19 protein-coding genes and 1 pseudogene are annotated in these 24,475 nt (G+C 61.2%); 12 read left to right on the forward strand and 8 right to left on the reverse strand.

Features of this window, described 5'->3' with window-relative positions:
• The 4 genes from KVG88_RS02020 to KVG88_RS02035 all read left to right on the forward strand — a co-directional run bounded on the left by KVG88_RS02020 (position 1) and on the right by KVG88_RS02035 (position 3,977).
• Complete coding sequence (locus tag KVG88_RS02020) at positions 1-828, forward strand: ABC transporter permease (RefSeq protein ID WP_150700385.1); 828 nt, start codon at positions 1-3, stop codon at positions 826-828.
• A gap of 2 nt (positions 829-830) precedes the next feature.
• On the forward strand, positions 831-2,474 hold the full coding sequence (locus KVG88_RS02025) for an ABC transporter ATP-binding protein (protein WP_217870139.1): 1,644 nt from the start codon (positions 831-833) through the stop codon (positions 2,472-2,474).
• A 9-nt stretch (positions 2,475-2,483) separates the two neighbouring features.
• Positions 2,484-3,191 carry an NAD(P)H-dependent oxidoreductase gene (locus KVG88_RS02030; RefSeq protein ID WP_217870140.1) on the forward strand — a complete coding sequence of 236 codons (708 nt, stop codon included), beginning with the start codon at positions 2,484-2,486 and terminating at the stop codon, positions 3,189-3,191.
• A gap of 330 nt (positions 3,192-3,521) precedes the next feature.
• On the forward strand, positions 3,522-3,977 hold the full coding sequence (locus tag KVG88_RS02035) for a YMGG-like glycine zipper-containing protein (RefSeq protein WP_217870141.1): 456 nt from the start codon (positions 3,522-3,524) through the stop codon (positions 3,975-3,977).
• 224 nt (positions 3,978-4,201) lie between these two features.
• On the opposite strand, the gene KVG88_RS02040 is transcribed toward KVG88_RS02035, so the two are convergent.
• From KVG88_RS02040 to KVG88_RS02050, 3 genes are read right to left on the reverse strand one after another with little or no spacing between them, the layout of a single operon-like run.
• On the reverse strand, positions 4,202-5,230 hold the full coding sequence (locus KVG88_RS02040) for a DUF2955 domain-containing protein (RefSeq protein WP_217870142.1): 1,029 nt from the start codon (positions 5,228-5,230) through the stop codon (positions 4,202-4,204).
• On the reverse strand, positions 5,220-6,359 hold the full coding sequence (locus KVG88_RS02045; protein ID WP_217870143.1) for an HlyD family secretion protein: 1,140 nt from the start codon (positions 6,357-6,359) through the stop codon (positions 5,220-5,222). The genes KVG88_RS02040 and KVG88_RS02045 overlap by 11 nt, the downstream gene beginning before the upstream one ends.
• Positions 6,352-7,890 (reverse strand): efflux transporter outer membrane subunit, encoded by a 1,539-nt coding sequence (locus KVG88_RS02050; RefSeq protein ID WP_217870144.1) that lies wholly within the window; start codon positions 7,888-7,890, stop codon positions 6,352-6,354. Before KVG88_RS02050 ends, KVG88_RS02045 begins: the two co-directional genes overlap by 8 nt.
• Before the next feature lie 239 nt (positions 7,891-8,129).
• Between KVG88_RS02050 and KVG88_RS31230 the strand changes: the two genes are divergently transcribed.
• The 5 genes from KVG88_RS31230 (at position 8,130) to KVG88_RS02075 (ending at position 13,531) form a co-directional block, all read left to right on the forward strand.
• Positions 8,130-10,133 (forward strand): aminotransferase class I/II-fold pyridoxal phosphate-dependent enzyme, encoded by a 2,004-nt coding sequence (locus tag KVG88_RS31230; protein WP_217870145.1) that lies wholly within the window; start codon positions 8,130-8,132, stop codon positions 10,131-10,133.
• A 27-nt stretch (positions 10,134-10,160) separates the two neighbouring features.
• On the forward strand, positions 10,161-10,943 hold the full coding sequence (locus KVG88_RS02060) for a transporter substrate-binding domain-containing protein (protein WP_150700393.1): 783 nt from the start codon (positions 10,161-10,163) through the stop codon (positions 10,941-10,943).
• Between the two features lie 153 nt (positions 10,944-11,096).
• A complete protein-coding gene (locus KVG88_RS02065; RefSeq protein WP_075944585.1) occupies positions 11,097-11,810 on the forward strand; it encodes an ABC transporter permease in 714 nt (237 codons plus the stop codon).
• Positions 11,811-11,828: 18 nt separating this feature from the next.
• The gene (locus KVG88_RS02070; protein ID WP_217870146.1) at positions 11,829-12,527 is read left to right on the forward strand and encodes an ABC transporter permease subunit; all 699 of its coding nucleotides are present in this window, start codon (positions 11,829-11,831) and stop codon (positions 12,525-12,527) included.
• The gene (locus KVG88_RS02075) at positions 12,527-13,531 is read left to right on the forward strand and encodes a DMT family transporter (protein WP_217870147.1); all 1,005 of its coding nucleotides are present in this window, start codon (positions 12,527-12,529) and stop codon (positions 13,529-13,531) included. Before KVG88_RS02070 ends, KVG88_RS02075 begins: the two co-directional genes overlap by 1 nt.
• Here KVG88_RS02075 and KVG88_RS31010 read toward each other — a convergent pair.
• A pseudogene (locus tag KVG88_RS31010) lies at positions 13,487-14,026 on the reverse strand (TetR/AcrR family transcriptional regulator); the annotation flags it as partial. The gene KVG88_RS02075 and the pseudogene KVG88_RS31010 sit on opposite strands and share 45 nt — an antisense overlap.
• Before the next feature lie 107 nt (positions 14,027-14,133).
• On the opposite strand from KVG88_RS31010, the gene KVG88_RS02080 reads away from it, so the two are divergent.
• The 3 genes from KVG88_RS02080 (at position 14,134) to aspT (ending at position 18,619) form a co-directional block, all read left to right on the forward strand.
• Complete coding sequence (locus tag KVG88_RS02080) at positions 14,134-15,150, forward strand: M14 family metallopeptidase (protein ID WP_217870148.1); 1,017 nt, start codon at positions 14,134-14,136, stop codon at positions 15,148-15,150.
• Positions 15,151-15,291: 141 nt separating this feature from the next.
• The gene (locus KVG88_RS02085) at positions 15,292-16,902 is read left to right on the forward strand and encodes a mechanosensitive ion channel family protein (RefSeq protein ID WP_217870149.1); all 1,611 of its coding nucleotides are present in this window, start codon (positions 15,292-15,294) and stop codon (positions 16,900-16,902) included.
• 25 nt (positions 16,903-16,927) lie between these two features.
• Positions 16,928-18,619: an aspartate-alanine antiporter gene (gene aspT / locus KVG88_RS02090; protein WP_217870150.1), complete on the forward strand. Its 1,692-nt coding sequence runs from the start codon at positions 16,928-16,930 to the stop codon at positions 18,617-18,619.
• Between the two features lie 84 nt (positions 18,620-18,703).
• Here aspT and KVG88_RS02095 read toward each other — a convergent pair whose 3' ends face one another.
• The 4 genes from KVG88_RS02095 to KVG88_RS02110 are packed head-to-tail and all read right to left on the reverse strand — an operon-like array spanning position 18,704 to position 24,447.
• The gene (locus KVG88_RS02095) at positions 18,704-20,800 is read right to left on the reverse strand and encodes a site-2 protease family protein (protein WP_217870151.1); all 2,097 of its coding nucleotides are present in this window, start codon (positions 20,798-20,800) and stop codon (positions 18,704-18,706) included.
• Positions 20,800-22,146, reverse strand: a complete 1,347-nt coding sequence (locus tag KVG88_RS02100; RefSeq protein ID WP_217870152.1) for an efflux RND transporter periplasmic adaptor subunit — start codon at positions 22,144-22,146, stop codon at positions 20,800-20,802. The genes KVG88_RS02095 and KVG88_RS02100 overlap by 1 nt, the downstream gene beginning before the upstream one ends.
• Positions 22,143-22,931 carry an efflux RND transporter periplasmic adaptor subunit gene (locus tag KVG88_RS02105; RefSeq protein ID WP_217870153.1) on the reverse strand — a complete coding sequence of 263 codons (789 nt, stop codon included), beginning with the start codon at positions 22,929-22,931 and terminating at the stop codon, positions 22,143-22,145. Before KVG88_RS02105 ends, KVG88_RS02100 begins: the two co-directional genes overlap by 4 nt.
• The gene (locus KVG88_RS02110) at positions 22,912-24,447 is read right to left on the reverse strand and encodes a TolC family protein (protein WP_217870154.1); all 1,536 of its coding nucleotides are present in this window, start codon (positions 24,445-24,447) and stop codon (positions 22,912-22,914) included. The genes KVG88_RS02105 and KVG88_RS02110 overlap by 20 nt, the downstream gene beginning before the upstream one ends.
• Between the last annotated feature and the right edge of the window lie 28 nt (positions 24,448-24,475).

Below are 24,475 nucleotides of genomic sequence, written 5' to 3' on the forward strand. Positions count from 1 at the left end.
ATGGGCCTGTTGAAACAGTTGTGGCGGGCGCCACTGAGCGCCAAGTTCGGGTTACTGATCATTGTGTTGTACATCCTGGTGGCACTGTTCGCGCCGGTGCTGGCGCCGTTCGGGGAAACCCAGGTGGTGGGTGAGGGCTTTGCGCCCTGGGGCGGTCAGTTCCTTTTAGGCACCGATAACCTGGGGCGCGACATGTTCAGCCGTTTGGTCTACGGCGCACGCAATACCCTGGGCATTGCGTTCCTGACCACGGTGCTGGCGTTCTTGCTTGGCGGCACGTGCGGTTTGATCGCGGCGATCAAGGGCGGTTGGGTTGATCAAGGGTTGTCGCGGGTGGTGGACATCCTGATGGCGATCCCGCAACTGATCTTCGCCTTGCTGATCCTCAGCGTGGTCGGCACCACGGCGACATCGCTGGTGCTGGTGATTGCGCTGCTGGATGCAACACGGGTGTTTCGCCTGTCCCGCGCCGTGGCGATGAACGTGGTGGTGCAGGACTTCGTCGAAGCCGCCCGGCTGCGCGGTGAAGGCCTGTATTGGCTGGTCACCCGCGAAGTACTGCCAAACGCAGCGGCGCCGTTGATTGCCGAATTCGGCTTGCGCTTCTGCTTCGTGTTCCTGTTCATCAGTGCGCTGTCGTTTCTCGGCCTGGGCATTCAACCGCCGACTGCCGACTGGGGCAGCATGGTGCGTGACAACGCCGTACTGATCACCTTCGGTGACATCAGCCCGTTGCTGCCCGCCCTGGCCGTGGCGTTGATCACGGTCAGCGTCAACTTCGTCGTCGACTGGATGCTGCACAAATCCAGCGGACTCAAGGAATGCTGAACATGACAACTTCAAAACCTTTGCTGGAAATCCGTGACCTGCACATCGAAGGTCATTACGAAGACGCCTGGCATCCGCTGATCAAGGGCATCGACCTGACCTTGCAACGCGGAGAGGTGCTTGGGTTGATCGGTGAGTCTGGCGCGGGCAAGTCGACGCTTGGCTTGTCGGCTATGGGCTACACCCGTGACGGTTGCCGGATCACCGGAGGCTCGGTGCATTTCGACGGCATCGATTTGCTCAAGGCCAAACCCGATGCCCTGCGCAAATTGCGCGGTTTGCGCATTGCCTATGTGGCACAGAGCGCAGCGGCCTCGTTCAACCCGGCCCATCGGCTGATCGATCAACACGTGGAAACCGCCGTCAAGAACGGCGGCATGAGCCGTGAACAGGCCATGCGCGAAGCGGTGGAACTGTACCGCGTGCTGCGCCTGCCCAATCCCGAAACCATCGGCCAACGCTATCCGCATCAGGTCTCCGGCGGCCAGTTGCAGCGGGTGATGACCGCGATGGCCATGGCCTGCCACCCGGACCTGATCATCTTCGACGAACCGACCACCGCGCTCGACGTCACCACGCAGATCGAAGTGCTGGCGGCGATACGCGATGCGGTGGCCACCTACGGCAGCGCCGCGATCTACATCAGCCATGACCTGGCGGTGGTCGCGCAAATGGCCGACCGGATCATGGTGTTGCGCCACGGCAAACTGGTCGAAGAGGCCGAAACCCGCAAGATGCTCGGCGACCCGCAGGAGGATTACACCAAGTCGCTGTGGGCGGTGCGCAGCTTCCGCACCGAGCCCAAGGCATTGCCACAGCAGGAACAGCCGCTACTGGAATTGCGCAAGAGTTGCGCCAGTTACGGCCACCAACCGGTGCTGCATGATGTTTCGCTGAAGCTTTATCGCGGGCAGACCCTGGCAGTGATCGGCGAGTCCGGCAGTGGCAAGAGCTCTACGGCGCGCTTGATCACCGGCTTGCTGCCACCGACGTATGGCGAGGTACTGTATGACGGCCACCCGTTGCCCGCGGACTTTCGTCAGCGCAGCAAGGAGCAACTGCGGCGCATCCAGATGATTTACCAGATCCCGGACACGGCATTGAACCCGCGCCAACGCATCGTCGATATCATCGGTCGCCCGCTGACCTTTTATCTGGGCCTCAAAGGCAAGGCCATGCGCGCCCGGGTCGCCGAGTTGCTGGAGATGATTGAACTGGACCCGGCAACGTTCATGGAGCGTCAGCCCCGGGAGTTGTCCGGCGGACAGAAACAACGCATCTGCATTGCCAGGGCACTGGCGGCCGACCCACAATTGATCATCTGCGATGAAGTGACCTCTGCCCTCGACCAACTGGTGGCTGAAGGTGTGCTCAAGTTGCTCAACCGCATTCAACAACAGCTTGGCGTTGCCTACCTGTTCATCACCCATGACGTCGCCACGGTGCGGGCGATTGCCGATGAAGTGCTGGTGATGCAACGGGGCAGGGTGGTCGACCACGGCTCGCGCAGCCAGATTTTCACGCCACCGCATCAGGACTACACCGGACTGCTGTTCTCCTCCGAACCGCAAATGGACCCGGACTGGCTCGACCGCTTGTTGGCCAGCCGCGGCACGAATTCAAACCCTACGCTGGAAAAAGTCTAAGGAGCCACCATGAAAGTATTGATCGTCCACGCTCACCCGGAACCAAAGTCCTTCACCGCTGCACTGCGCGATCAGGCGGTCGCCACCCTTGAAGCCCAAGGCCATGAAGTGCAGGTCAGCGATCTGTACAAAATGAACTGGAACCCGGTGGCCAGCGACGCGGACTTCTCGAATCGGGAGAATCCTGAGTACCTGGTCTATGCGCTGGAACAGCGTCTGGGCGTGAAAAGCCAATCGCTGGCTGCCGACATCCAGGCTGAACTGGATAAGCTGCTGTGGGCCGACCTGCTGATCCTCAACTTTCCGATCTTCTGGTTCTCCGCCCCGGCCATGCTCAAGGGCTGGATCGACCGAGTGCTGGTGTCAGGTATCTGTTATGGCGGCAAGCGTTTCTACGATCAGGGTGGTTTGGCCGGCAAGAAAGCGCTGGTGACAGTAACCTTGGGCGGGCGCGAACACATGTTTGGCGACGGCGCGATTCATGGTCCGTTGGAGGACATGTTGCGGCCGATTTTGCGTGGTACTTTGGCTTATGTTGGTTTCGATGTGCTGGAACCGTTCGTGGCCTGGCATGTGCCCTACATCACTGAAGAGGCGCGCCAGCAATTTCTGGTCGATTACGCCCACCGGCTGCAGCATCTGAGTGATGACCAGCCGCTGGCGTTTCCGAAACTGGCGCAGTTCGACGACAAGCTCTATCCACTGACCACAGCCTGACCGATCCACACCCCCTGTAGGAGCTGCCGAAGGCTGCGATCTTTTGACTTTGTTTTTAAAGCAAGATCACAAGATCGCAGCCTTCGGCAGCTCCTACGGGGTTGGGCGGTGTTTCCATCTCTGGTGTCACACCACAAATCCATGTGGGAGCTTTGCTGCAAATCCCCCACCATTGTTCTGAATACGCAAACACTGAAGTCGCCGAGAATGGAATTGTTGGTGCAGTGGCTGGCTTGTAGCCTCCATTACGCCGAACACCACGATCCGCCAACGGTCGGGTGGTGAACTACAATCTTTCAGGCGTGAATCACGCTCATTGCGGAGGTCATCATGAAAAGGTTGCCACCCATCGGCCTGTGCGTCGCTTTGTCGCTTTTCAGTGCCCAAGGCTGGGCACAATCGGTGGTGCCGATGAAAGGCCAGAGTTCGCAACAGACCCAGACAGACATCACCGAGTGCAATAACATCGCCGCCAGCCAAACGTCCTCGACCTCGTCGACACCGTCCGGCGGTCGAATCAAGGGCGCCGCGGCGGGCGCTGCTGCCGGCGCGACCGCCGCGCAGGTACGCGGGCGTCAGCATGACGAGTTTTATGATCGCGTCGATGACGACAACAAACAGGATTATCGCCAGGACCGCGCAAAACAAACCGCCGCTGCTGGCGCAGTGGTTGGCGGTTCTCGCCAGCGCCAGGACCGCCGCGAGCAGGAGAAAACCAACACCGCCAATACCGCCACGGCTTACTCCAGCTGCCTGCAAGGCAAGGGCTATCAAGTCAATCCCTGACAAAACAAGCCCTGTAACAGCTGGCGCAAGATCACACGATGCGGTGTATCAGTTTCATCGCGAGTGCAAGGTTTACGACTGCTCCACAGCCGAACGCAGGCTACGCCAGCTGCTACGAAAGCCAGCGCCTATCTTGTAGCAGCTGCCGAAGGCTGCGTTCGGCTGCGAAGCAGACGCCATCGGTGGCTGGACCATACGACTGCTCCGCAGCCGGACGCAGGCTGCTACGAAACTGTGTAGGAACGGGTTCGTTGTTCCAACAGATAGACCATCAGGCACGCATACAGCGTTACACCGATAAACAGCGCCATGCGGACCGCGAATGCAGTCTGTACGTCTTTGCCTGAGGTACTGTCCTGCACCGATTGGCCCAGCAGGATAATCAGGGTCATCAGGCTGTTGAGCGAGAACCCCGGGCTCAGGCGTCCGGGCTTCAGGCCGTAGAGCTTGCGCGCCACGATCAGTGCGAACAGCAGCATCCATAAAAAGAACATCCACAGGTGCACGAACAGGCTCAGCGCGTTCCAGAACAGGAAGGCCAGCAGGCCGCCGAGCAGGGTCGAACCGATTAGCTCGCGGGCGGCGTTGCGCGCGCTGGTCGTCTCGCTCTGCTGTCCGAGGTTGACGGCCTTGAGCACGATCGGCAGGTACGTGGTCGGATCGATCAATGCCAGCAAGAAGGCCGGGATTACGATCAGCGTGGCACGCAATGCCACCCGGTCGACTTCGCTCGCTGGAAAAATCGGCGGGGCGGGCGGCGGTGGGGCGTTGGCCGGTTCAGGGAATAGCCAATGGCTGAACATGCCGACGACCACGGCGAGAATCAGCCCTGCCACCATGGCCTTGATGACCATCACCGCAAGACCAAAATCAGCCACGCCCGCCGAAGAGATCATGGTCAGGCCGATCACCAGAAACGTCACGATCAGGTTACTGCCGCCGCGCAAGCCAAACCGAAAAACCACAAATAAACATAGGCCGATGACCAGCACCCCGCTGTTGGGGTAGTACCGTAGCAGCGGGATCATCAGCAGGCCGGTGCCGGTGGTCAGCATCGCCGCCAGCGCCAACACCACCGCGGCCTTGAGCGGTAGCGGGCGATTGGCGGACGCCAGCACCAGCGCGCACAACACCGGCGCCAGAAACGGGATCGGCAGCGCCAGGCCAAAACTGACCGCCAGGCACACGGCCGTGCCAGTGGCCAGGCGCAATGCACGCTGCGCCCTCGGCGTGCGTTGTGGCCTAGTAAACATACGACAGCCAGCTCATCAGTCGCAGGAACACCCGGCCCAGCGGGTTCAACAGGTTGCCTTCGGAAGGAAACGCCATCACTTCCGCCTGACCGCCCGCGCGAATGCCGCGGTTGTCACGCAGCATCGCCAGCGACTCCGGGGAAAACTCGATGATCACGGGAAAACGCTGGGCCGGACGCAGCCAGTCACGGCTGTTCTGCACGGTCGGCAGGCTGCCGGGCGCGGCGGGTTGGCCAACGCTGACGCCGTAGCCGATGCTGCGGATACGCCCCTGGAACACTTCGCCGGGCAGGGCATCGAGCACAATCGACACTGGCGTTTCGGGCTTGACCAGACCGAGATTGTTTTCGGTCATGTCGGCGCTGATCCACACATCGTGGATGGCAATCAGGGTCATGACCGGGTTGCCGGCAGCGGCAAACTGGCCGACGTCGGTGCGCAAGTCGGTGATCAGACCGGCCGAGCGGGCGTGGATCTGTGTATTGGAAAGGTCCAGCTCGGCTTTCGACAGCGCGGTGGCGGCGCTGCGCAACTGGGCGTTGTCTTCCTCGCTGCCGCCTTCGGTTTCACGGGCACGCTGGACCTCGGCGCGGGCGGCGGCAACCTTGCTGACGGCGGCTTCGCGGTTGGCGCGGGAGACTTCCAGCAGGCGCACGGAAATGGTCCCCGGGTCTTCGCGATACAACCCTTCAAGCCGTTGATTGTCCTGGCGCGCCTTGAGCTCATTGGCCTGCGCCGCGCGCAAATTGGCCTGGGCCGAGGCAATACCGGCAGTGCTCGCGCCGATCTTCCGGCGGGTGGACTCAAGGTCGGCACGGGCGCGGTCGACGGCAATCTGATAAGGCTGCGGGTCGATCTCGAAAATCACTTCCCCGGCCTTGACGTCCTGATTGTTGCGCACGTTGACGCGGACCACCCGGCCCGAGACTTCCGCCGCCACCGGGATCACGAAGGCACCCACCCGCGCTTGTTGGGTATACGGCGTGAAGCGGTCGGCCAGCAGATACCACGCCAGGCTCACGGCGATCAGCAGCAGCACCCACTTGATGCCTTTTTTGGTGGGGTCGGCGACCGGTTCGGCGGGCGGCGGGGAGGGCGCGTCGGGAGCAACGGGCGCGGCTTCACTCATGGGCTTTTACCTGATTGGGCAAAGGGGAGACGGGCTGGTCAGCGGAGGGTTCATTCAGCAGATCGCCCCAGTCGGTGCGTTGCTCCATTTGCTTGCGCGTGGTGGAGTCGACTTTGGCTTGTGCGCTGTACCAACCGCCGCCAAGCGCCTTGTATAGGGCAATCACGTTGCTCACCGCATCACCGCGACTGAGCAAGTAACTGTCCTGAAGTTCGAGCAGCGCGCGTTGTGCGTCGAGTACGCGCTGGAAATCCGAATAGCCTTCGCGGTACAGCGCGTTGGCCAGTTCCAGTGAACGTTTGGCGGCGCCTTCGGCTTCGCGCAGGATGCGTTCGCGCTGCAACGAGCGGGTCAAACCATTGGCCGCGTCATCCGCCTCGCGCGCGGCTTGACGGACCTTGTCGCGGTAGGACTCGATCAATTGCTGCAAGCGCGCATCCTGCACGCGCACGTTGTTGCTGATGCGGCCATAGTCGAACACGTTCCAGCGCAGGCTGGGGCCGCCGACCAGATCGAGGCTGCGCGAGGTGCCGCTCAAGGTGTCGGCGGACCAGACGATGCTGCCCAGTAATGTCAGCGACGGGTAGAAATCGGTTTCGGCGACGCCAATCAATGCCGACTGGGCGGCGACATTCAGTTCGGCGGCGCGCACATCAGGCCGTCGCAACAGCAGATTGGCCGGGACATCCTGCAGCACGGCGCGGTCTACCAGCGGGATCAGCCCGATGTTTTCCGCCATCAGCGGCAGCGCGCCAGGCGGGCGGCCGATCAACACCGCCAGCGCATTGCGGATACGTCCGATCTGGTCCTCAAGCACGGGGATGGTGCTCAAGGTGCCCAGGTATTGAGTCTTGGCTTGTTGCAGGTCGAGTTCCGGGGTCTGGCCGCTGTGGAACAGCTTCTCGGTGATTTCGTAATTGCGCTGTTGCTGGCGGGCGTTTTCCCGGGCCACCCGTAAGCGCGCCTCGGTGGTACGCAGGGAGAAATAAGTGTCGGCCACCTGTGCCCGCAGCAAGACCAGCGCATCTTCATAGTTGGCTTCGGCCGCGAAGTAGCTGGCATCGGAAGACTCGATTGCACGGCTGAACCGTCCCCAGAAATCCAGCTCCCACCCGACATCGAACCCGCCGCTGTGCTGCCAGAAATGGCTGTCGACCGGATTATTGCCGCCGTACTGCCGGCGATTGACATACAAGCTGTCAACGCTGACCTGTTGCAATTGCGGGTAGAGACCGCTTTGAGCGATACCCAATTGCGCCCGGGCTTCCATGACGCGCAATCCGGCGATTTTCAGGCTGGAATTGTGGGCATCGGATTCGGCGATCAACTGGTCCAGCGCCGGGTCGGAAAACACGTGCCACCATTGGCGGATGTCCGGGTAAACCGCGCGTTGGCTGGCATGTTCAAGGGCCGGGGTGTTCCAGTGATCGATCCACGGCTCACCGGGCGATTGAAAGTCCGGCCCCAACCGTACGCAACCGCCCAAGACGAGCAGGGCGGTGAGCGACAGTTGGCGGGTTCCTGAATGCATCGCGCGTTTTCCGACCAAGAAACATCACAGCAGCATAGACGCCTGAAAGGCAGCCGTTCTGATTCCATGCAGCGCTGCGCAAAAACGCCACCACTGTCGTAAAAACGACCTGTTTACGCTGAACGCGAACCCCCGTGACTTTTCTGTTGAACGAGTGTTCAGCTTGGTCTATGTTCGTTCCACCTTCTTTCCCGGCTGGTTGCGGGCTTGCGTTTCTTCTATTTGAACGAGGCACTGGCATGCGGTTTTCACCCTTTGTTGAGCGGATCTCAGGACAAGGCGTTGCCGCCTGGGATATTCACAATGCGGCGTTCGAAGCCCGCCGCAATGGTGAGGATGTGATCATTCTCAGCGTCGGCGACCCGGATTTCCCCACCCCGGATTTCATCACCGATGCCGCCATCCAGGCGCTGCGCGAAGGCGACACTCACTACACCGAAATCGCTGGCCGCCTGGCATTGCGCGAAGCCATCGCCGCGCGCTACGCCAAGCTGTTCGGGCGCGAGGTGCAAGCTGAAAACGTGATCACCGTGGCCGGGGCGCAGAACGCTCTGTTCGTGACGTCGATGTGCCTGCTCAGTGCGGGTGACGAGGTGATTGCTCTCGATCCGATGTACGTGACCTACGAAGCAACCCTCAAAGGTTCTGGCGCCACGCTGGTGCGGGTACCGTGCTCGGCGATGGATGACTTCCGTCTCGATGCCGCCGTGCTGGCCAAGGCCATTACCCCGCGAACCCGGGCTATTTTCCTGTCCAACCCGAACAACCCCACTGGCGTGGTGCTCAATCGCGAAGAGCTGCAGGCCATTGCAGACCTGGCGATCGCCCATGACCTGTGGGTGGTCGTCGACGAGGTCTACGAGAGCCTGTCTTTCGAACGCGAACACCTGAGCCTGGCAGCATTGCCCGGCATGGCCGAACGTTGCGTGGTCATCGGCAGCCTGTCGAAATCCCACGCCATGACCGGTTGGCGAATTGGCTGGATTGTTGCCGATCCTGCGCTCATTGCGCATGCCGAAACCCTGGTGCTGAGCATGCTCTACGGCTTGCCGGGGTTCGTCATGGAAGCCGCGCTCAAGGCGGTCGAGGCCCACGCCGAGGTGACCCACGGCATGCGCGACATTTATCGTCGTCGCCGCGATCTGGTGGTTGATGGCTTGGCCGACTGCCCGGGCATTGCTGTGCTCAAGCCTGATGCCGGCATGTTCGTGCTGGTGGACGTGCGTGGCACGGGTCTGACATCGCTGGAGTTCGCCTGGCGTCTGTTGCGTGAAGCGCGGGTTTCGGTACTCGATGCGGCGGCGTTTGGCGAGCCGGCGCAAGGTTTCGTACGACTGTCCTTTACCCTCGGTGAAGAACGACTGGCTGAGGCCTGTCAGCGCATTCGTGATTTCGTCCTGGTGTTGAAGGGCGAAGCACCACGGCCGGTGATCACCAGCGTAGCGACTGAGGCACAGGCCGAACCGAGCGCCGCGCGGACCATGATCGAAGTCGATCAGTTGCATAAACGCTTCGGCAATATCGAGGTGCTCAAGGGCGTGTCCCTGACCGCTCGCGAAGGTGAAGTGATCTCGCTGATCGGTGCCAGCGGCTCGGGTAAAAGTACGCTGCTGCGCTGCATCAACATGCTCGAAGTGCCGGATCAGGGGCGGATCCTGGTCGACGGCGAAAGCATTCATCTCAACCACACCCGCCCCGGCGCGCCGCTGGTGTCCGACACCCGGCAACTGGTGCGCATTCGTTCCAGCCTGGGCATGGTGTTCCAGAACTTCAACCTCTGGCCCCATCGCACGGTGCTGGAAAACCTCATCGAAGCGCCGACCCAAGTCCTGCGCGAAAGCAAGGCGGAAGCCACCGAACGGGCCGAAGCCTTGCTTGAGCGCGTCGGGCTGGCGGCCAAGCGCAACGAGTACCCGGCGTTTCTCTCCGGGGGACAGCAACAGCGGGTGGCCATCGCCCGGGCCCTGGCCATGCGGCCCAAGGTCATGCTGTTCGATGAACCCACCTCGGCACTCGACCCGGAACTGGTTGGGGAAGTGCTGCGGGTGATCCGCTCTCTCGCCGAAGAAGGCCGGACCATGATCCTGGTGACCCATGAAATGGCCTTCGCACGCGATGTTTCTTCCAAAGTCGCCTTTTTGCATCAAGGGCTGATCGAGGAAACCGGTTCGCCGGACGAAGTGTTCGTACACCCACGCAGCGAGCGTTGCCGGCAATTCGTCAACGCTCATCAAACTCGCTAACGCCTCATAAAAAGACGGGAAAACAACATGGGAAATCGACGTTTTGCAAACTGGTTGACCGGTGCAGCCTGCGTCATGCTGGCCGGTATGAGTGCGGCCCAGGCGCAGCCGATTCGCTTCGCGGTCGCTGCCGAACCGTATCCGCCGTACACCGAGAAACAAGCCAACGGTGAATGGAAAGGCTTTGAAGTCGACCTGATCCACAAGCTGTGCAGCGAAATGAAAGCCGAGTGCGAGATCAAGGAAGTGGCGTGGGACGGAATCATTCCGTCGCTGCTGGCGAAGAAGATCGACGTGATTTTCTCCTCGATGTCGGTGACCGAAGAACGCGAAAAACAGATCGCTTTCAGCAAGGCGTATTACGACTCGGTGATCGCGGTGGTGGGGCCCAAGGACGCTTCAGTGAAGAAATTCCCGGATGACCTCAAGGGCAAGACCATCGGCGTGCAGAACTCAACGGTGAGCGCCAGCTATCTGAAGACCTACTACGAAAAAATCGCCGACGTGAAGTACTACGACACCCAGGACTCGGCCAACGCTGACCTGATTGCCGGCCGCATCGACCTGATGATGGCCGACGGCACGGCCATGGCCGCTTTCGTCAAGACGCCGGATGCGAAAGACCTGGCTTACCTCGGCGCGGTGCCTTACGACCCGATCTTCGGCAAAGGTGTTGGCGCGGGCATGCGCAAGGGCGACACCGAACTCAAGGCCAAGCTCGACAAAGCCATCCAGGAACTGCTGGCGAGCAAGGACTATGACGACCTGTCGCAAAGCTATTTCGGCACGAGCGTGAAACCAGCGTTCTGATAACCAAGGCTGTACACAGACCCTGTAGCAGTGAGCCTGTTCGCGATGAGGCCATGACAGTCGACGTTGCTGTTGACTGAACCACCGCAATCGCGAGCAGGCTCGCTCCTTCAAAGGGCGGCGGCGCCTTCTGCCCGCCAACTGGAGACTGAAATGCCGGCAATGTTCGATTTGATCAATTTCAGCGAGCAAGGATGGGGCGGGGCGCTGCTCAAGGGGCTCTGGATGACCCTGCAGATTTCGGCCGGGGCCTTTGTGCTCGGGCTGGCGATCGGTTTGGTGGTGGCCTGCCTCAAGTTGGGTGCGCCAAAACCGATTGCGGCACTGGCTCGCGGCTACACCACGTTGTTTCGCGCGGTGCCGGAGTTGTTGCTGATCCTGTTGCTGTATTACGTCGGTTCCATGCTGCTCAATTCGCTGATGACTTCGCTCGGTTACGAGGTGGTCAATGTCAGCGGTCCGCTGGCGGCAATCGTGGTGCTGGGGCTGGTGCAGGGTGCCTACGCCTCGGAGATTTTTCGCGCGGCGATCCAGGCGATTCCCTATGGCCAGATCGAAGCGGCCAAGGCTTTCGGCCTGCACGGTTTCGGCCTGTTCCGTCGGGTCACGCTGCCGATCATGGCGCCCTACGCAATGGCGGGGATGGCCAACCTGTGGATCAACCTGATCAAGGACAGCGCCCTGATCAGCGTGGTCGGCACCAACGAGTTGTTGTACACCGCCAAACAAGCGGCGGGGTCGACGCGTCACTATCTGTTGTTCTACCTCACGGCCGCGGCGCTGTATTACGCGGTGACGCTGGTGTCCAACTACCTGTCGGGACGGCTTGAGCGACGCATTCGTCGCTGGATGCCCCTTGCTGACTAAACCGGCTGAGTAAATGAAATGATTCCAGCGTGGACAGTTGAATACGGATCGCTGTTGATCAGGGGGCTGCAAACGACCCTGTTGATCCTGTTGATTTCCAGCGTGTTGGGTTTCCTCCTGGCGATTTTGGTGGCGCTGGCGCGGATCTCGAAGAACAAAGTGATCGCCCGGGTCAGCCTGTTTTACACCAGCGTGACCCGCGGCACGCCGTTACTGATTCAGATCTACATCTTCTATTACGGGCTCGGCAGCCTGTTTGCGCAGTTCCCGCTGATTCGCGGCAGTTTCCTCTGGCCGTACTTGCGTGATGGTTACTGGTACATCGTGTTTGCCCTGGTGGTGTCGGTAGGTGCCTACGTCGGCGAAGTGATTCGCGGCGGCTTGCTGGCTGTGCCTAAAGGCGAGATGGAAGCAGCCTCGGCGTTTGGCATGACAGCCCGTCAATCGCTGTTGCGCGTGCGTTTGCCACGGGCGCTGCGTTTGCTGTTGCCAACCCTGGCCGGGGAAACCGTGATGTTGCTCAAGTCCACGGCGCTGGCCTCGACCATCGCTGTCATCGATTTGCTGGGGGCGGCCAACGTGGTCCGGGCGCAAACCCTGCAAGTGTACGAACCGTTGTTGTTGGTGGCCGGTGTCTACGTCTGCCTGACGTTCCTGATCGAAGCCTTGTTTGCCTTTGTTGAACGCCGGGGAACCCCGGTGCGCAGGTCTGCATGATGAATAAACCGTTGGTTGACCGCTCGCTACAAGGCATTGGCCTGTGCACGCTGGGCTACGCGTTCCTGTCGTTGCAGGACGCCGGCATCAAGTGGCTGGTGGCCGATTATTCGGTGGTCACCATTTTGTTCTGGCGTGCGCTGGTGGTCGCGGTGGCGTGTTTGCTGATCGGGCGTTTGTCACTGGTGCGCCGTGCGTGGCGCTCGTCCAGTCGTCGGCTGCTGGTCGTGCGCGGGTTGCTGTCGATTGCGGCGTGGCTGCTGTATTACACGGCGGCCCGTGACCTGACACTCGCGGAAATGACCACCCTGTATTTTTCGGCACCGATCATGGTCACGGTACTGGCCACGGCGATTCTCAAGGAACGCGTCACCGGTTGGCAGTGGTTCACCCTGATCATCGGTTTTGTCGGCGTGGTGATTGCCTGTCGCCCCAACAACCTGGCCGATCCCGTGCCGATTGTCCTGACGTTGCTGGCGGCGATGTGCTGGGCGTTCACCTATATCCAGTTGCGCCAGGTGGATGAACAGACGTCAGTGCTGGAGCAGATGCTGATCACCAACGTGGTGTTCGTGCTGTGCATGGCGGTCGCCTTGCCCTGGACCCACACCCCGACACCGACGCCGGCCTGGCTCGGCATGTTGGGGGCGGGATTGTTGGGTGGCATTGGTCAGTTCTTGCTGTTCGCCAGTTTCCAGCGCGCCACCGCAACCGTGTTGGCGCCGTTCGAATACACCGGGCTGATCTGGGCGTTTCTGTTGTCGAGCCTGATCTGGGGCACGCTCATGGATGTGTCGCTGATGATCGGCGCCGGCCTGATTGCAGTCAGTGGCACGCTGGCGATGATTTTCGGTCGGCACCCGTCACAGGACGTCGTCGGTGCTGAATGCTCCGTGTCGCAGCCCCTTTATCCAGCAACGGCAGATGTGGAGCCCGTTGGCCGGGGTGAAGGTCTCGGGGTTGAGGCACCACTCGATCCAGAGGCCGTCGAGCATCGCCGATAGACCGATGGCCGCCAGCCGCGTGTCGTGGATCACGAAACCTTCGCTGACCGCCAGGTCGCCGAGCAACTGGCGAAGCAGGTCGAGGTAGGCGCGATAGCTTTTTTCGTGGGATTGGCTGACGTGTTCGGAGTGTCGGATCAGGCTCCAGAACACCACCCACACGCCGAGCAATTGCGGGTCCATGACCCGCGAAGAAAAGGACCCGACCAGAAACGCATCGAGCTTTTCTGCCGGTGTGCCGGCCTGGCCAATTTCATGGAGCAGGGCGGTAGTGAGTTCGCTGGCGATTTTTTGGTATGTGTCGGCGATCAGGGCATCGATGCTGCCGAAATGGTGATTGAGCAGGCCAACGGACACACCGGCCTCGGTCGCAATACGCCGCACCGAAATGCCGGCGTGACCATCGCGGGCCAGGCAGCGAAGGGTGGCAGCAACCAGCAGTTCGCGGCGTTCATCAGGTTCAGCGCGACGGTTTTTCGGGGCGATGGTGGTCACAAAGAAGTCCTTGGCGGTGGTCCACGTGGGCGGAGCTTAGTTGAACGTGTGTTCAATCTCCAGCCTCGGCATTTCGGTTTTTACGTTCACGACGGGAGGACAATGGCATGGCGCAGGATATTTCGTTCAACGTTCGCAACAACAATGGCGACCCGGTGCAGGTTAGCGCCTGGCGTTTCGAAGGTGCCAGCGGTGGGCCGAAAGTGCACTTGCAGGCCGGGGTGCATGCCGATGAAATTGCCGGGATGCTGGTTCTGCACCGGTTGATGCAACGTTTGGCGGTGGCCGAGGCCGCGGGGCAGCTCAAGGGCACGGTGACTGTGGTGCCACAGGCCAACCCGCTGGGCATCGGCCAGTTTCGCCAAGGGCGGATCCTTGGACGTTTTCACGATGCCACCGGGCATAACTTCAACCGCGGTTTCGACCAGTCGGCTGCAATGGAGCAGCCGTCGACCAACGTCCAGGCGTGGCAAAAACAACTCGTGCATCTGGCTGCCCCGGCCGACGTGGTGCTCGACCTGCACACCGATGACGAAGCGCTGCCCTACATCTACGTGCACCGCAGCTTCTGGCCCCGTGGCCGAGAACTGGCAGCGGCGATGAAAATGGACGTGGCGATTATCTGGGATGACGGCGGCGACGGCTCTTTCGAGGAAACCATCATTGCCCCGTGGCTGCGTGAAGGAACGACCCAGGGCCGGATGGCCGCGACCCTGGAGCTGCGTGGGCAGGGCGACGTCAATGACCGTTTTGCCGAACAGGACGCCGATGGGCTGTATGCCTGGCTGTGCCGATACGGCGTTATCGACGAAGCGATGCCGGCGGCCGAGTGGCCCGTCGAGGTCAAGGACATGGCGCAGATGGAGACCATTCTCGCGCCGCAACCCGGTGTGCTGATCTTTGAAAAGAACCTTGGTGATGTCGTGGAGCAAGGCCAGCGATTTGCGCGAATCCTGCGCCGGCCCGGTGATCCGTCGTCGGAAGTGGTGTTGGTGGCCGAGCAAACCGGGCGCATGGTCACCCGCTATCGCGATCGATTGATTCCGCAGGGGGCCGTGGTGGCGAAGTTCACCGGCAGCCAAGAGTCGCGTAACTGGAGTGGCGGGTTGCTGGATCCGAACTAGATGACGCTCCCCGCTGTTTACGTTGATCAGCACCGGCACTCGCTGCGAATGCCGGTTAAGGGCATCTGACAACCGTTCATCGGTGAACTACGCTGCGATACGTACCCTTGGTGTGAATCATGTGAAGTAAGGATCTGACACATGCGGAGCAGGCTGCTCGCTGTATTGTTTACTGTTTTCGGCATGCTCTGGTCGCTGCAATTGTGGGCCGAAGACCCGCCAAAAGCGCCGGATACGCCCGCCGAGCTGAAGGTTGCCAACCGCAGCATCATGCTGTTTCGCGCGACCATCCTCGGTGAAGGCCCTGCATCGCGGGTCAAGCGTGCCAAAGCCGTCATCAGCGAAGCGCTCGATGATGCCGACGACCTCACCGTCACCCTCGAACCGATCGTCAAAAGCTACATGGTGCTGCTGGGTAGCCGGCGAGCCTTTATCGTCTCGCCAAAGGATTTTGACCCGACCCAATTCGACTCGGTACAGCAGGCTGCCGAAGCGGCGGCTGAAAAGTTGCGTCAGGTGGTGGCCGAAACCCAGGAGGCTCGCAGTCTGCGTTTGATCATCCGATCGATCGTTGCGGCACTGATCGCCACCGGCATTTATATCGGCTTGTTGCTGGGCATGTCCTATCTGCGGCGCAGACTGCTCAAGAAGCTGCCCGAGCTGATGCATCGCCACACTCAGGCCTTGAAGGTCGGGCGGGTGCCGCTGCTGGATGCCAATTACTTGTATCCGCTGGCCAGCCGCTTGCTGGAGTTACTGCGTTGGGCCGTCGTGTTATTGCTGACATATGAGTGGCTCGGCTTTGTCCTGTCGCGCTTTCCCTACACACGGCCGTGGGGTGAAAGCCTCAATAACTATTTATTGGAAGTTGCCGACTACTTGCTGCAAGGGATTGTTGGCGCGATTCCGGGGCTGGGTGTGGCGTTGGCGATTTTCTTTATCGCCCGTGGCGCCACCGTGTTCATGCGCCGGATTTTGCGGCGCATGGCCATGCCAGGCACCCTGAGCTGGCTGAACCATGAAACCCTGCAACCGACCCAGCGCCTGACATCCCTGGCGATCTGGCTGTTTGCCCTGGCCATGGCCTACCCCTATCTGCCCGGTGCGGGCACCGACGCTTTTAAAGGATTGTCGGTGTTGATCGGCCTGATGATTTCCCTCGGTGCCACCAGTGTGGTGGGGCAGGCGGCGGCGGGTCTGATCCTGACTTACACCCGAACCCTGCGCCCCGGCGAATTCGTACGCATTGGCGACTATGAAGGCACGGTGACCGAACTCGGCATGTTCACCACCAGCATTCGCACCGGTCTCGGCGAGGTGCTGACCTTGCCCAACTCAATGATCACCGGCACGGTCACCAAAAACTACTCGCGCACCGTGCAAGGCCCCGGCTATGTGGTCGACACCGTGGTGACCATTGGCTACGACACGCCATGGCGCCAGGTGGAGGCAATGTTGCTGGAAGCGGCCCAACGCACGCCGGGCATTCTCGAAGTGCCGCCGGCACAGGTGTTCCAGACCGCGCTGTCGGATTTTTATCCTGAATATCGACTGGTGGCCCAGGCCATCCCGAGCCAGCCACGCCCGCGCGCCGTGCTGCTGAGCATGCTCCACGCCAACATTCAGGATGTGTTCAACGAGTACGGCGTGCAGATCATGTCGCCGCATTATCTGGGCGATCCGCAACAAGAGAAGTGGGTGCCCCAAGACAAGTGGTACCCGGCACCTGCGCAAGAACCAAAGGAACCTTGATTCCGCCTGGACGGGAGTCCGCATCATGCTTGAGTTTGTGCTCCACGCGTTGCGGGCCGACCCGGAAATTGCGGTATTCCTGGCCATCGCACTGGGCGTTTTCATCGGCCGTATCCGCATAGGCAGTTTTCACCTCGGGTCGGTGGCCGGGGCGCTGTTGATGGGGTTGCTGATCGGCCAGATCGGCCTGGAAGTGCCGACCGGATTGAAATCGGTGTTTTTCGTGATGTTCATCTATGCCGTCGGTTTCAAGAGCGGGCCGGAGTTTTTCGGCAGCCTCAATCGCGGCACGCTGAAACTGGTGGTGCTGTCGGTGGTGCTGTGCGCGACGGCGCTGGGTTCGATCCTGCTGATGAACGCGATCTTCGATTTTGATGCCGGTTTTACTGCCGGGCTTGGTGCCGGTGCGTTGACCGACACGGCGATCATGGGCACCGCCACCAGTGCGATCAATCAATTGGCGATCGACACCGCCGCCAAGGCCGAACTCAATAGCCACATGGCGATTGCTTATGCGATCACCTACCTGTTCGGCACGATTGGCCTGATTGTTTTCGTCGGCAGCATTGCCCCGAAACTGCTGGGCGTCGACCTCAAGGCGTCGGCCCGCGAACTGGAACTGGAGCTGGGCATTGCCAAGGAAGAAGACGCGATCACCGTGCCCTATACCCGGATTGTCGTGCGCGCCCATCAGGTGGCGGACAACGGTCCGGCGGCGGGCCAGCGCATTGTTGACATCGAAGGCCAACACGAGTCACTGACGATCGAGCGCGTGGTGCGCGCCGGCCAGATCATCGAACGCGATGAAGGCTTCACTCTCATGGCCGGGGACATCGTCGGGGTATACGCCTTGCGCGAGGCCGTCGGCACGTTGACCCAATGGGTGGGACCGGAGATCGATCACCCCGAATCGCTGTCGTTTCCCACCCGGCAGGTGGACATTGTGCTGACCTCGCCGGAGTTCGCCGGCAAGACCATTCACGCCGCCCGAGACCGATTGGCCAACACCCGGCGCCTGGGTTGCTTCATCAACACCATTAGTCGCCAGGGCTATGAGCTGCCGTTACTGCCCAATACCGTTTTACGCCGGGGCGATGTGATCACCCTGACCGGGCGCACAGCCAGCGTCGACGCCGTGGCCAAGCGCCTGGGGCGGATTCGCGAGAACAATTACAAAAGCGACATTGCCGTGCATACGCTGGGCATGGTGCTGGGGTCGTTGCTGGGTTTGCTGTCGACCCACATTGGCATGATTCCGGTAGAACTGGGCATTGGTGGCGGGGTGCTGGTTGCGGCGCTGGTGATCGGTTGGTACAACTCACGCCACCCCGAAGTCGGCGCACTGCCACCGGCCGCGCAATGGGCGTTTTCCGAATTCGGCCTGACGGCGTTCGGGGCAGTGGTGGGGCTATTGGCAGGACCAGCGGCGTTCGCCGCCATGAAAGAACAAGGCCTGGCGCTGCTGCTGTCCGGTGCCGTAGTGACAATCTTGCCGCCACTGGTGGCGCTGTACTTCGGCCGTTACGTGCTGCGCCTGCACCCGATGATCCTCTTCGGCGCCCTGGCCGGAGCACAGACCGAAGCGGCGTCGATGAACAAGATCATCGAACAATCGGGCAGCAATACACCGGTGATTGGCTTTACCGTGTGTTATGCGATTTCCAATGTGCTGCTGGCGGTGTGCGGGCCGATCATCATTTTTGTGGTGGCGGGGTAGTCGCTCTTTACCACCCATCGCCCGTTGCTTACCAACCCACGTATTGGCGGGAAAAATCGACAACGGGTATCAACAGCGCTGCTTTCAAAACCCGCTTTCCCGCATGAACACCGCCAGCACATGCGTCGCACCATCGGCCAGCAGGCTACGGCGCTCTCCCTCTATTTTCAGATGACCACGGGTTTCTCGCTGGTTCGGCAGCGGTGCGTCCAGTTGAATCAACACCTGGAACACCGCTGTGCTGGGGATCAAGGCGTGTTCGGCCTGGGTGGTCGGCACCGGGCCGCCGAAGCGCGAGGACAACATGCGGTGCGACAACTGGCTGGCACGGGTGCTGCCGATTTGCACGACGCGGCCGCTGAGCGGGGTGGTCTGGCCGTCGGGGTAGAAACGCACAGTGTCGCCGGTTGCCATGCGGTGCACCTGGTCCTGTGCGACATAAGCATCGACCTGCCAACTGCGCGGATCGATCAGGATGCCCAGGGATTCCTGGCGACCGACCCATTGGCCTGGCTTCCAGTCCGGGTTGACGTCCATCCATAGTCCGGCAAACGGTGTTTGCAGGTTGAGCCGGGCGATTTCCGAACGCGCGGCGCGGGCTTCTTCGAATTGCACATTCAGGCGTTGGCGAGTCACCGCGTCTTCTGCCAGGCCGGAAGGGTCGGCTAGCAAGCCGGACAAGCGTGCTTCATAGCTGCGGGCATTCGCTTCGCTGCTGAGCACGCGAGAGGCGATGTCCGGTTCGTCGAGGACGATAAGGGTTTCCCCGGCCTTGACCGCACCTTCGGCGTGAATCGATTGCAGGCGCGCCGGGTAGGGCGCATAGACGCGCAGTTGGTGTTCGGCCCGCGCCACGCCGACGGCATCGATCTGCGTCCGCCAGGGAATCGCCAGCCCCGCCAGTAGCACCGCGAGCAACCCGTAGAACAGCAGTTTGCGCCGAGCCGGTACAGCCGCGCGATGTTGCCACCAGTGTTTCAACTCACGCACCACCGGCATGGCGATAAACCAGGACAGTTCGACCATGAACAGGATGATCCCCAGCAATTTGAAGAAGAACAGATAGACCGCCAGCGCGATCCCCAGAAACAGCACCAGCCGATACAGCCAAGTGATGATTGCGAACGTCACCAGCAAACGCCGTTGTCCGATCGGGAATGACTCCGGCCAGTCTTCCTGCAAGCCCAGCAAATTGCGCCGCAATGTGACCCTGGCCAGCGCCGAGGCGCGTTCATGCAGGTTGGGGAAGTCCAGCAGGTCGGAGAGGATGAAGTAGCCGTCAAACCGCATGAACGGGCTGGCGTTCAGGGCCAATGACAACAGCCAACTGGTGGTCGCCAAGTAGAGCAGGGCATTGCGCAATGCGCCCGGGTCACACAGCGCCCAGCCCAGGGTCGACAGCCCGGCCAGGGACAACTCGGTGACGATGCCGGCGGAGGCGATGGCCAGACGTTGCTGCGAACGGCTGAGTTTCCAGCTTTCGCCAGTGTCGGTGTAGAGCATCGGCCACAACACCACGAAGGCGATGCCCATGTGCCCGACCCGCAGGCCCAATCGGGTCGCGACCAAGGCGTGCCCGAGTTCATGCAGGGTCTTGGCGACAATCAGTGCGAGGGCGAAGCTGAACAGGCCTTCGGTGGAAAACGATTCCACAACGGCACTGGTAAAGGTGTCCCACTGTTGCAGGACCAGAATCACCCCGAGCAGGCTCAGGCAAAACACCAAGATCCCGGTGAGCGGGTGAAACAGCCAACCCAGTGCCCGGGCCAGATGCTGTAACGGCTGTTGTGGTCGCAGCAGTGGGATGCGGAAAAACAGGTAATGATGCAACCACCAGCGCCAACTCAGCCAACTGCCTTCTTCACCCTTGGCTTGCAACCGTGCGAGTGCCGCTGGTCCAGCTCGCAACAACTGGTGTTGTTCAAGGAACTGTTGAAAATCGAGGATCTGCTCGACGTCTGGCTTGAGCGCCGTGCGTTCGGCAATTTGCTGGCTGATCTGTCGAGGAGACTGTCCCCAGCGCAGCAGGCATTCGAACTCCAGCCAGCCAATGCGGTAGAAACGGTTGATCACCGTGTCCTGGATGACCCAGGCCGGTTCGCCGTTGCTGCCGTGGGCGGCTTCGCTCAGGCGCAAGTCTTCGCGTAACGGCGGCAGAGGCAGATCGGCCGGATCGAGCATTACCAGCCACTCCAGGCCCGCAGCGTCGCCAAGGGTCGGCGCAGCAAGTAATAACCGAGCATCACCCGGCCGCCATACAGCTTCGCGGTGCCGTGCAAGCCCAGCCGGGCATGTTCCGGTGTGCCGTCGATACTCGCCAGCAAGCGGTAGGCAACCACGCCTTCATCGCTGGGGCGGGCCTGGTAGCTGGTTTCGAGGATCTTGCCCTTGAGCGGCGTCAGCGGGTATGCCGTGAGAAACAGCGTCACTTCGGCACCGGGTTCTAGCGCGATGGCATCCGCCACGGCCAACTGAATCAGCATGGCCGGTTGGCTCGGGTCCGCCACCTGCATGATGCGCTCGCCAGTGACTACCGGTTTGCCCAGCCAATCGTTGGGGTCGCTGAACACTGCCACGCCACCCCGAGGCGAGAGAACTTTGGTGCGTTTGAGCTGCGCCTGCACCGCTGCGAGTTCAGCGCGACGTTGCTGGGCGCGGCCTTCGAGCAGGGTGAGTTCGCTTTTGCTTTGCGGGTTATCGAATGCCCGCTGGCTGGCAGCCTGCAATTCCGCATCGGCCACGGCCACTTCCTTGCCCAGCACTTCGGCGCGGCTGCGCAGGGTGGTTTCGTCCAGTGCAAACAGTGGCGTGCCCGAGTCGACGGGCTGATTGGGCCGGACCTGTATCTTTTCGATCACCCCATCGATGGGCGAACTGATGATTTGCGCCTGACGGGAGACGATTTCCGTGGGTGCCAGCGCGGTTTGCCGCACCGGCAGCAACAGCAGGGCACCGAGCACGATCAAGCCCAGCAGCCATTGCTTGCGATTGGGCCGCCAGCGACTGAAGCGCCGATGCCGGGTCAACGCTGCCCAGCAGTAACCCCAAGTGCTGACCAGGCCTTTGAGGTGCTGCCACAACACTGCGGGGGGCTCCTGATCGAGCAACAGAATCAACAAGCCCAGACGTTGCCCGTCACGGTTGTTGATCGGCACGCACCACAACCCCGACGGCCACCATTCGCCCCAGCCTTCGGCAATGTCCGCCGGTGCCCCGGACGTATCCTGCGCCAGCCACACCGGTTCGCTGTCGACCACTTGCGTGGCCACCCACCGGCTGGCACGCCGTAGCCAAACCAGGTACGGCGAGTCTTCACTGGGCCGCGACAAGCCGGACACGTTCAACAGCCCCAGTGACGACTCCCGTTGGGCAAAGACCAACGCCTGATGGAAGGCGAGTAGCGGATACAGATCGTTGGCCATGCTGAATGCCAGAGCGTTGAGCGAGTCAGCCGCCATCGCCTTGTCACGCAGGGCGTCGAGTTCGAGCAGTAAATGAGGGTGGGGCAGCGGCTCATTCATTGTCATGGTTGAGCACTGGTCTGGGCATTGTCCTGATTGAAGCGCGCAGTGCCGCTCATGCCGGCCATCAGGTCCGGGAATTTCTCATCGAGCCGGGCTTCCAGTTCAACGGTCTGGGCCACCGCGTCGACCCGCGAGTTGATCGCACTGACGTGGGCCGGGTAGGTGTTGCCGGTTTCATGAATGTTCACTTGCAATGGCAGGCCAGGCTTGAGGGACTTGAGCAGGTTGGACGGCACGTTCAGGCGAACTTTCAAGGCGCCGTCGCTGACCAGGTCGAACAGCGGCGTACCGGCTGTCACGGTCTGGTACGGTTTGACGTAGACCTTGGCCACGCGCCCGGAAAACGGCGCAAGTACCTGGCAGTAACCGCTTTGGGCCACGCCCATGGCACGGGCACCGTCGGCTTTCTGCACTTCGGTGTTGGCCATCGAGACCTCGATGTCACCGACCGCATTGAGCTGACGCAGCTGTTTTTTAGCCTCCAGGTTCTGTTTGGCCATGGCCAGTTCGGCGACGGCCACTTTGCTCCGGGCCTCGGCTTCGTTGCAGTTGAAACGGGCCAGCACATCACCTTTCTTCACTTGCTCGCCAAAACCGGTTTTCAGTTCGCCAAGGGTGCCGCTCATTTGGCTCGACAGCGTCGTTTCCAGTTCGGCGGCGAGCAATACGCGGATTGCGCTGGCGCTTTCAAGGGAGGGCGCCGAAGGTGCGTCTTCGGCATTGACCGGCAAGATCAGACAGGCCAACAACAGGGCCCGGGTACGGGACTCACGGGCGGTTTTGCGCATTCGGCATTCCTTGCTGAGAGATGAGCAGGCGCTGCTGCTCTTGTTGGTTCAAGGTGCGCTGGATTTCGCGGGCCAGAGTCTTGATGTCGTGTTGTTCGATTTCTGTCGGCAGGACATCCAGCCCCACGGAGTTGTACAAACGGCCCCATGCCGCCTGTGCGCTGGAGAACGCCGCTTCACGCTGGTAGCGTGAAAGCAGATAACGGCCCTCGGATCGAATCACCTCAAGCTCCGAACCCAATGCCCCGGTTTTAGCAGCCACGGCGTAGTCCAGCAGGCTGTGATCGACGCGAAGACTGTCTTCGGCGAACTGAACTTCCTGACGCGCCAGTTGGTAGCGCAGGGTACCGACCCGTACCTGCGTCAGGATCGCCATGGACAACGCCACGCGCCGGGTGTCGTCGGTTTCGCTCTGGGATTTTTCCGCCGCGTTGAGTGCCGGCAGTTGCAGCAAGCGCAGCAGGTTCATCGACACTTGCAGGCCGGTGCCCATCCAGTCGCTGTTATAGAGGTACTTGTTGGAATCGTACTTGTAGCCGAAATCCACGCTGACGTTAGGCCACAATTGCGCCTTGGCGATGTCCAGGTCTTTCTGATTGACCCGTTTGCGATACCACTCTTCCATGATTTCCGGGCGATGCTCCAGTGACAGCTGTTCGAGCTGCGCCATGCTTTGACGCACTTCCGGCAACGGCGGATCGGGCATCTCGGCCAAGACCATTTTCGACCCCGGAGGCAGCGACATCAGCGCGGCCAGTTCCGCCTGGGCGAATTCCAGGTCCTGGCGGCGCACGGTCAACAGGTAGATCGAGTCGAGGAGGGCGCGCTGGTAAGCGAGAATCTCCTGACGGGGCAACAGCCCACGCTGCTCCGCTTCCCGGGCAGAGGTCAGCGCGGTGTGGGTGCGCATCAACAGCTTGTCGACTTCGGGCATCAACCGTTGCGCGCCGAGCGCTCGCCAGTAGGCGTTACGTACGTCCTGCAGAACGTTTTGCGCCACTTTGCGTCGGCGTTCCTCGGCCATCAGGATCTGATCGGATTTTTGCTGGGTCCGGTAATAGGCCACGCCAAAATCCAGCAGGCTCCAGCTCAAGCCCAAGCCATACAGTTCGCGATAGCGTTCTTCGGAGGTCGAAGGGCGCAAGCTGACCTGGCGGTCCTCGATGCCGATTGACGTGCCACCGGAATCGTTGTTTCGCCCAGCGTAACCGGCCGAGGCCACCAGCCGCGGCAGCATCTCGTGGCTGGACACATCGCGCAGGTCGGAGGCCAGGGCGCTTTCCATCAGTTTGAGGCGGTAATCGAGGTTGTATTTCAATGCCCGGGCCGCGGCTTCATAAAACGTGATCGGCGCCGTGACGGGTTCCTGGCCGGAGTACATGCGTGTCTGGTCGGCAATGATGCGCTGGCGATTTTCTTCATCGGTCGACGGCTTGGGCTCCAGCGATGAGCACGCGCTGAGCAGCACGGCAGAGGCCAGGGCGGTACTGAGGAATCGGGTCGCGTTTTTCCGCATGTTCAATCCTTTGTGTTCTTCTAAATTA

Source organism: Pseudomonas azerbaijanoccidentalis, from assembly GCF_019145495.1.
Taxonomy (GTDB): Bacteria; Pseudomonadota; Gammaproteobacteria; order Pseudomonadales; family Pseudomonadaceae; genus Aquipseudomonas; species Aquipseudomonas azerbaijanoccidentalis.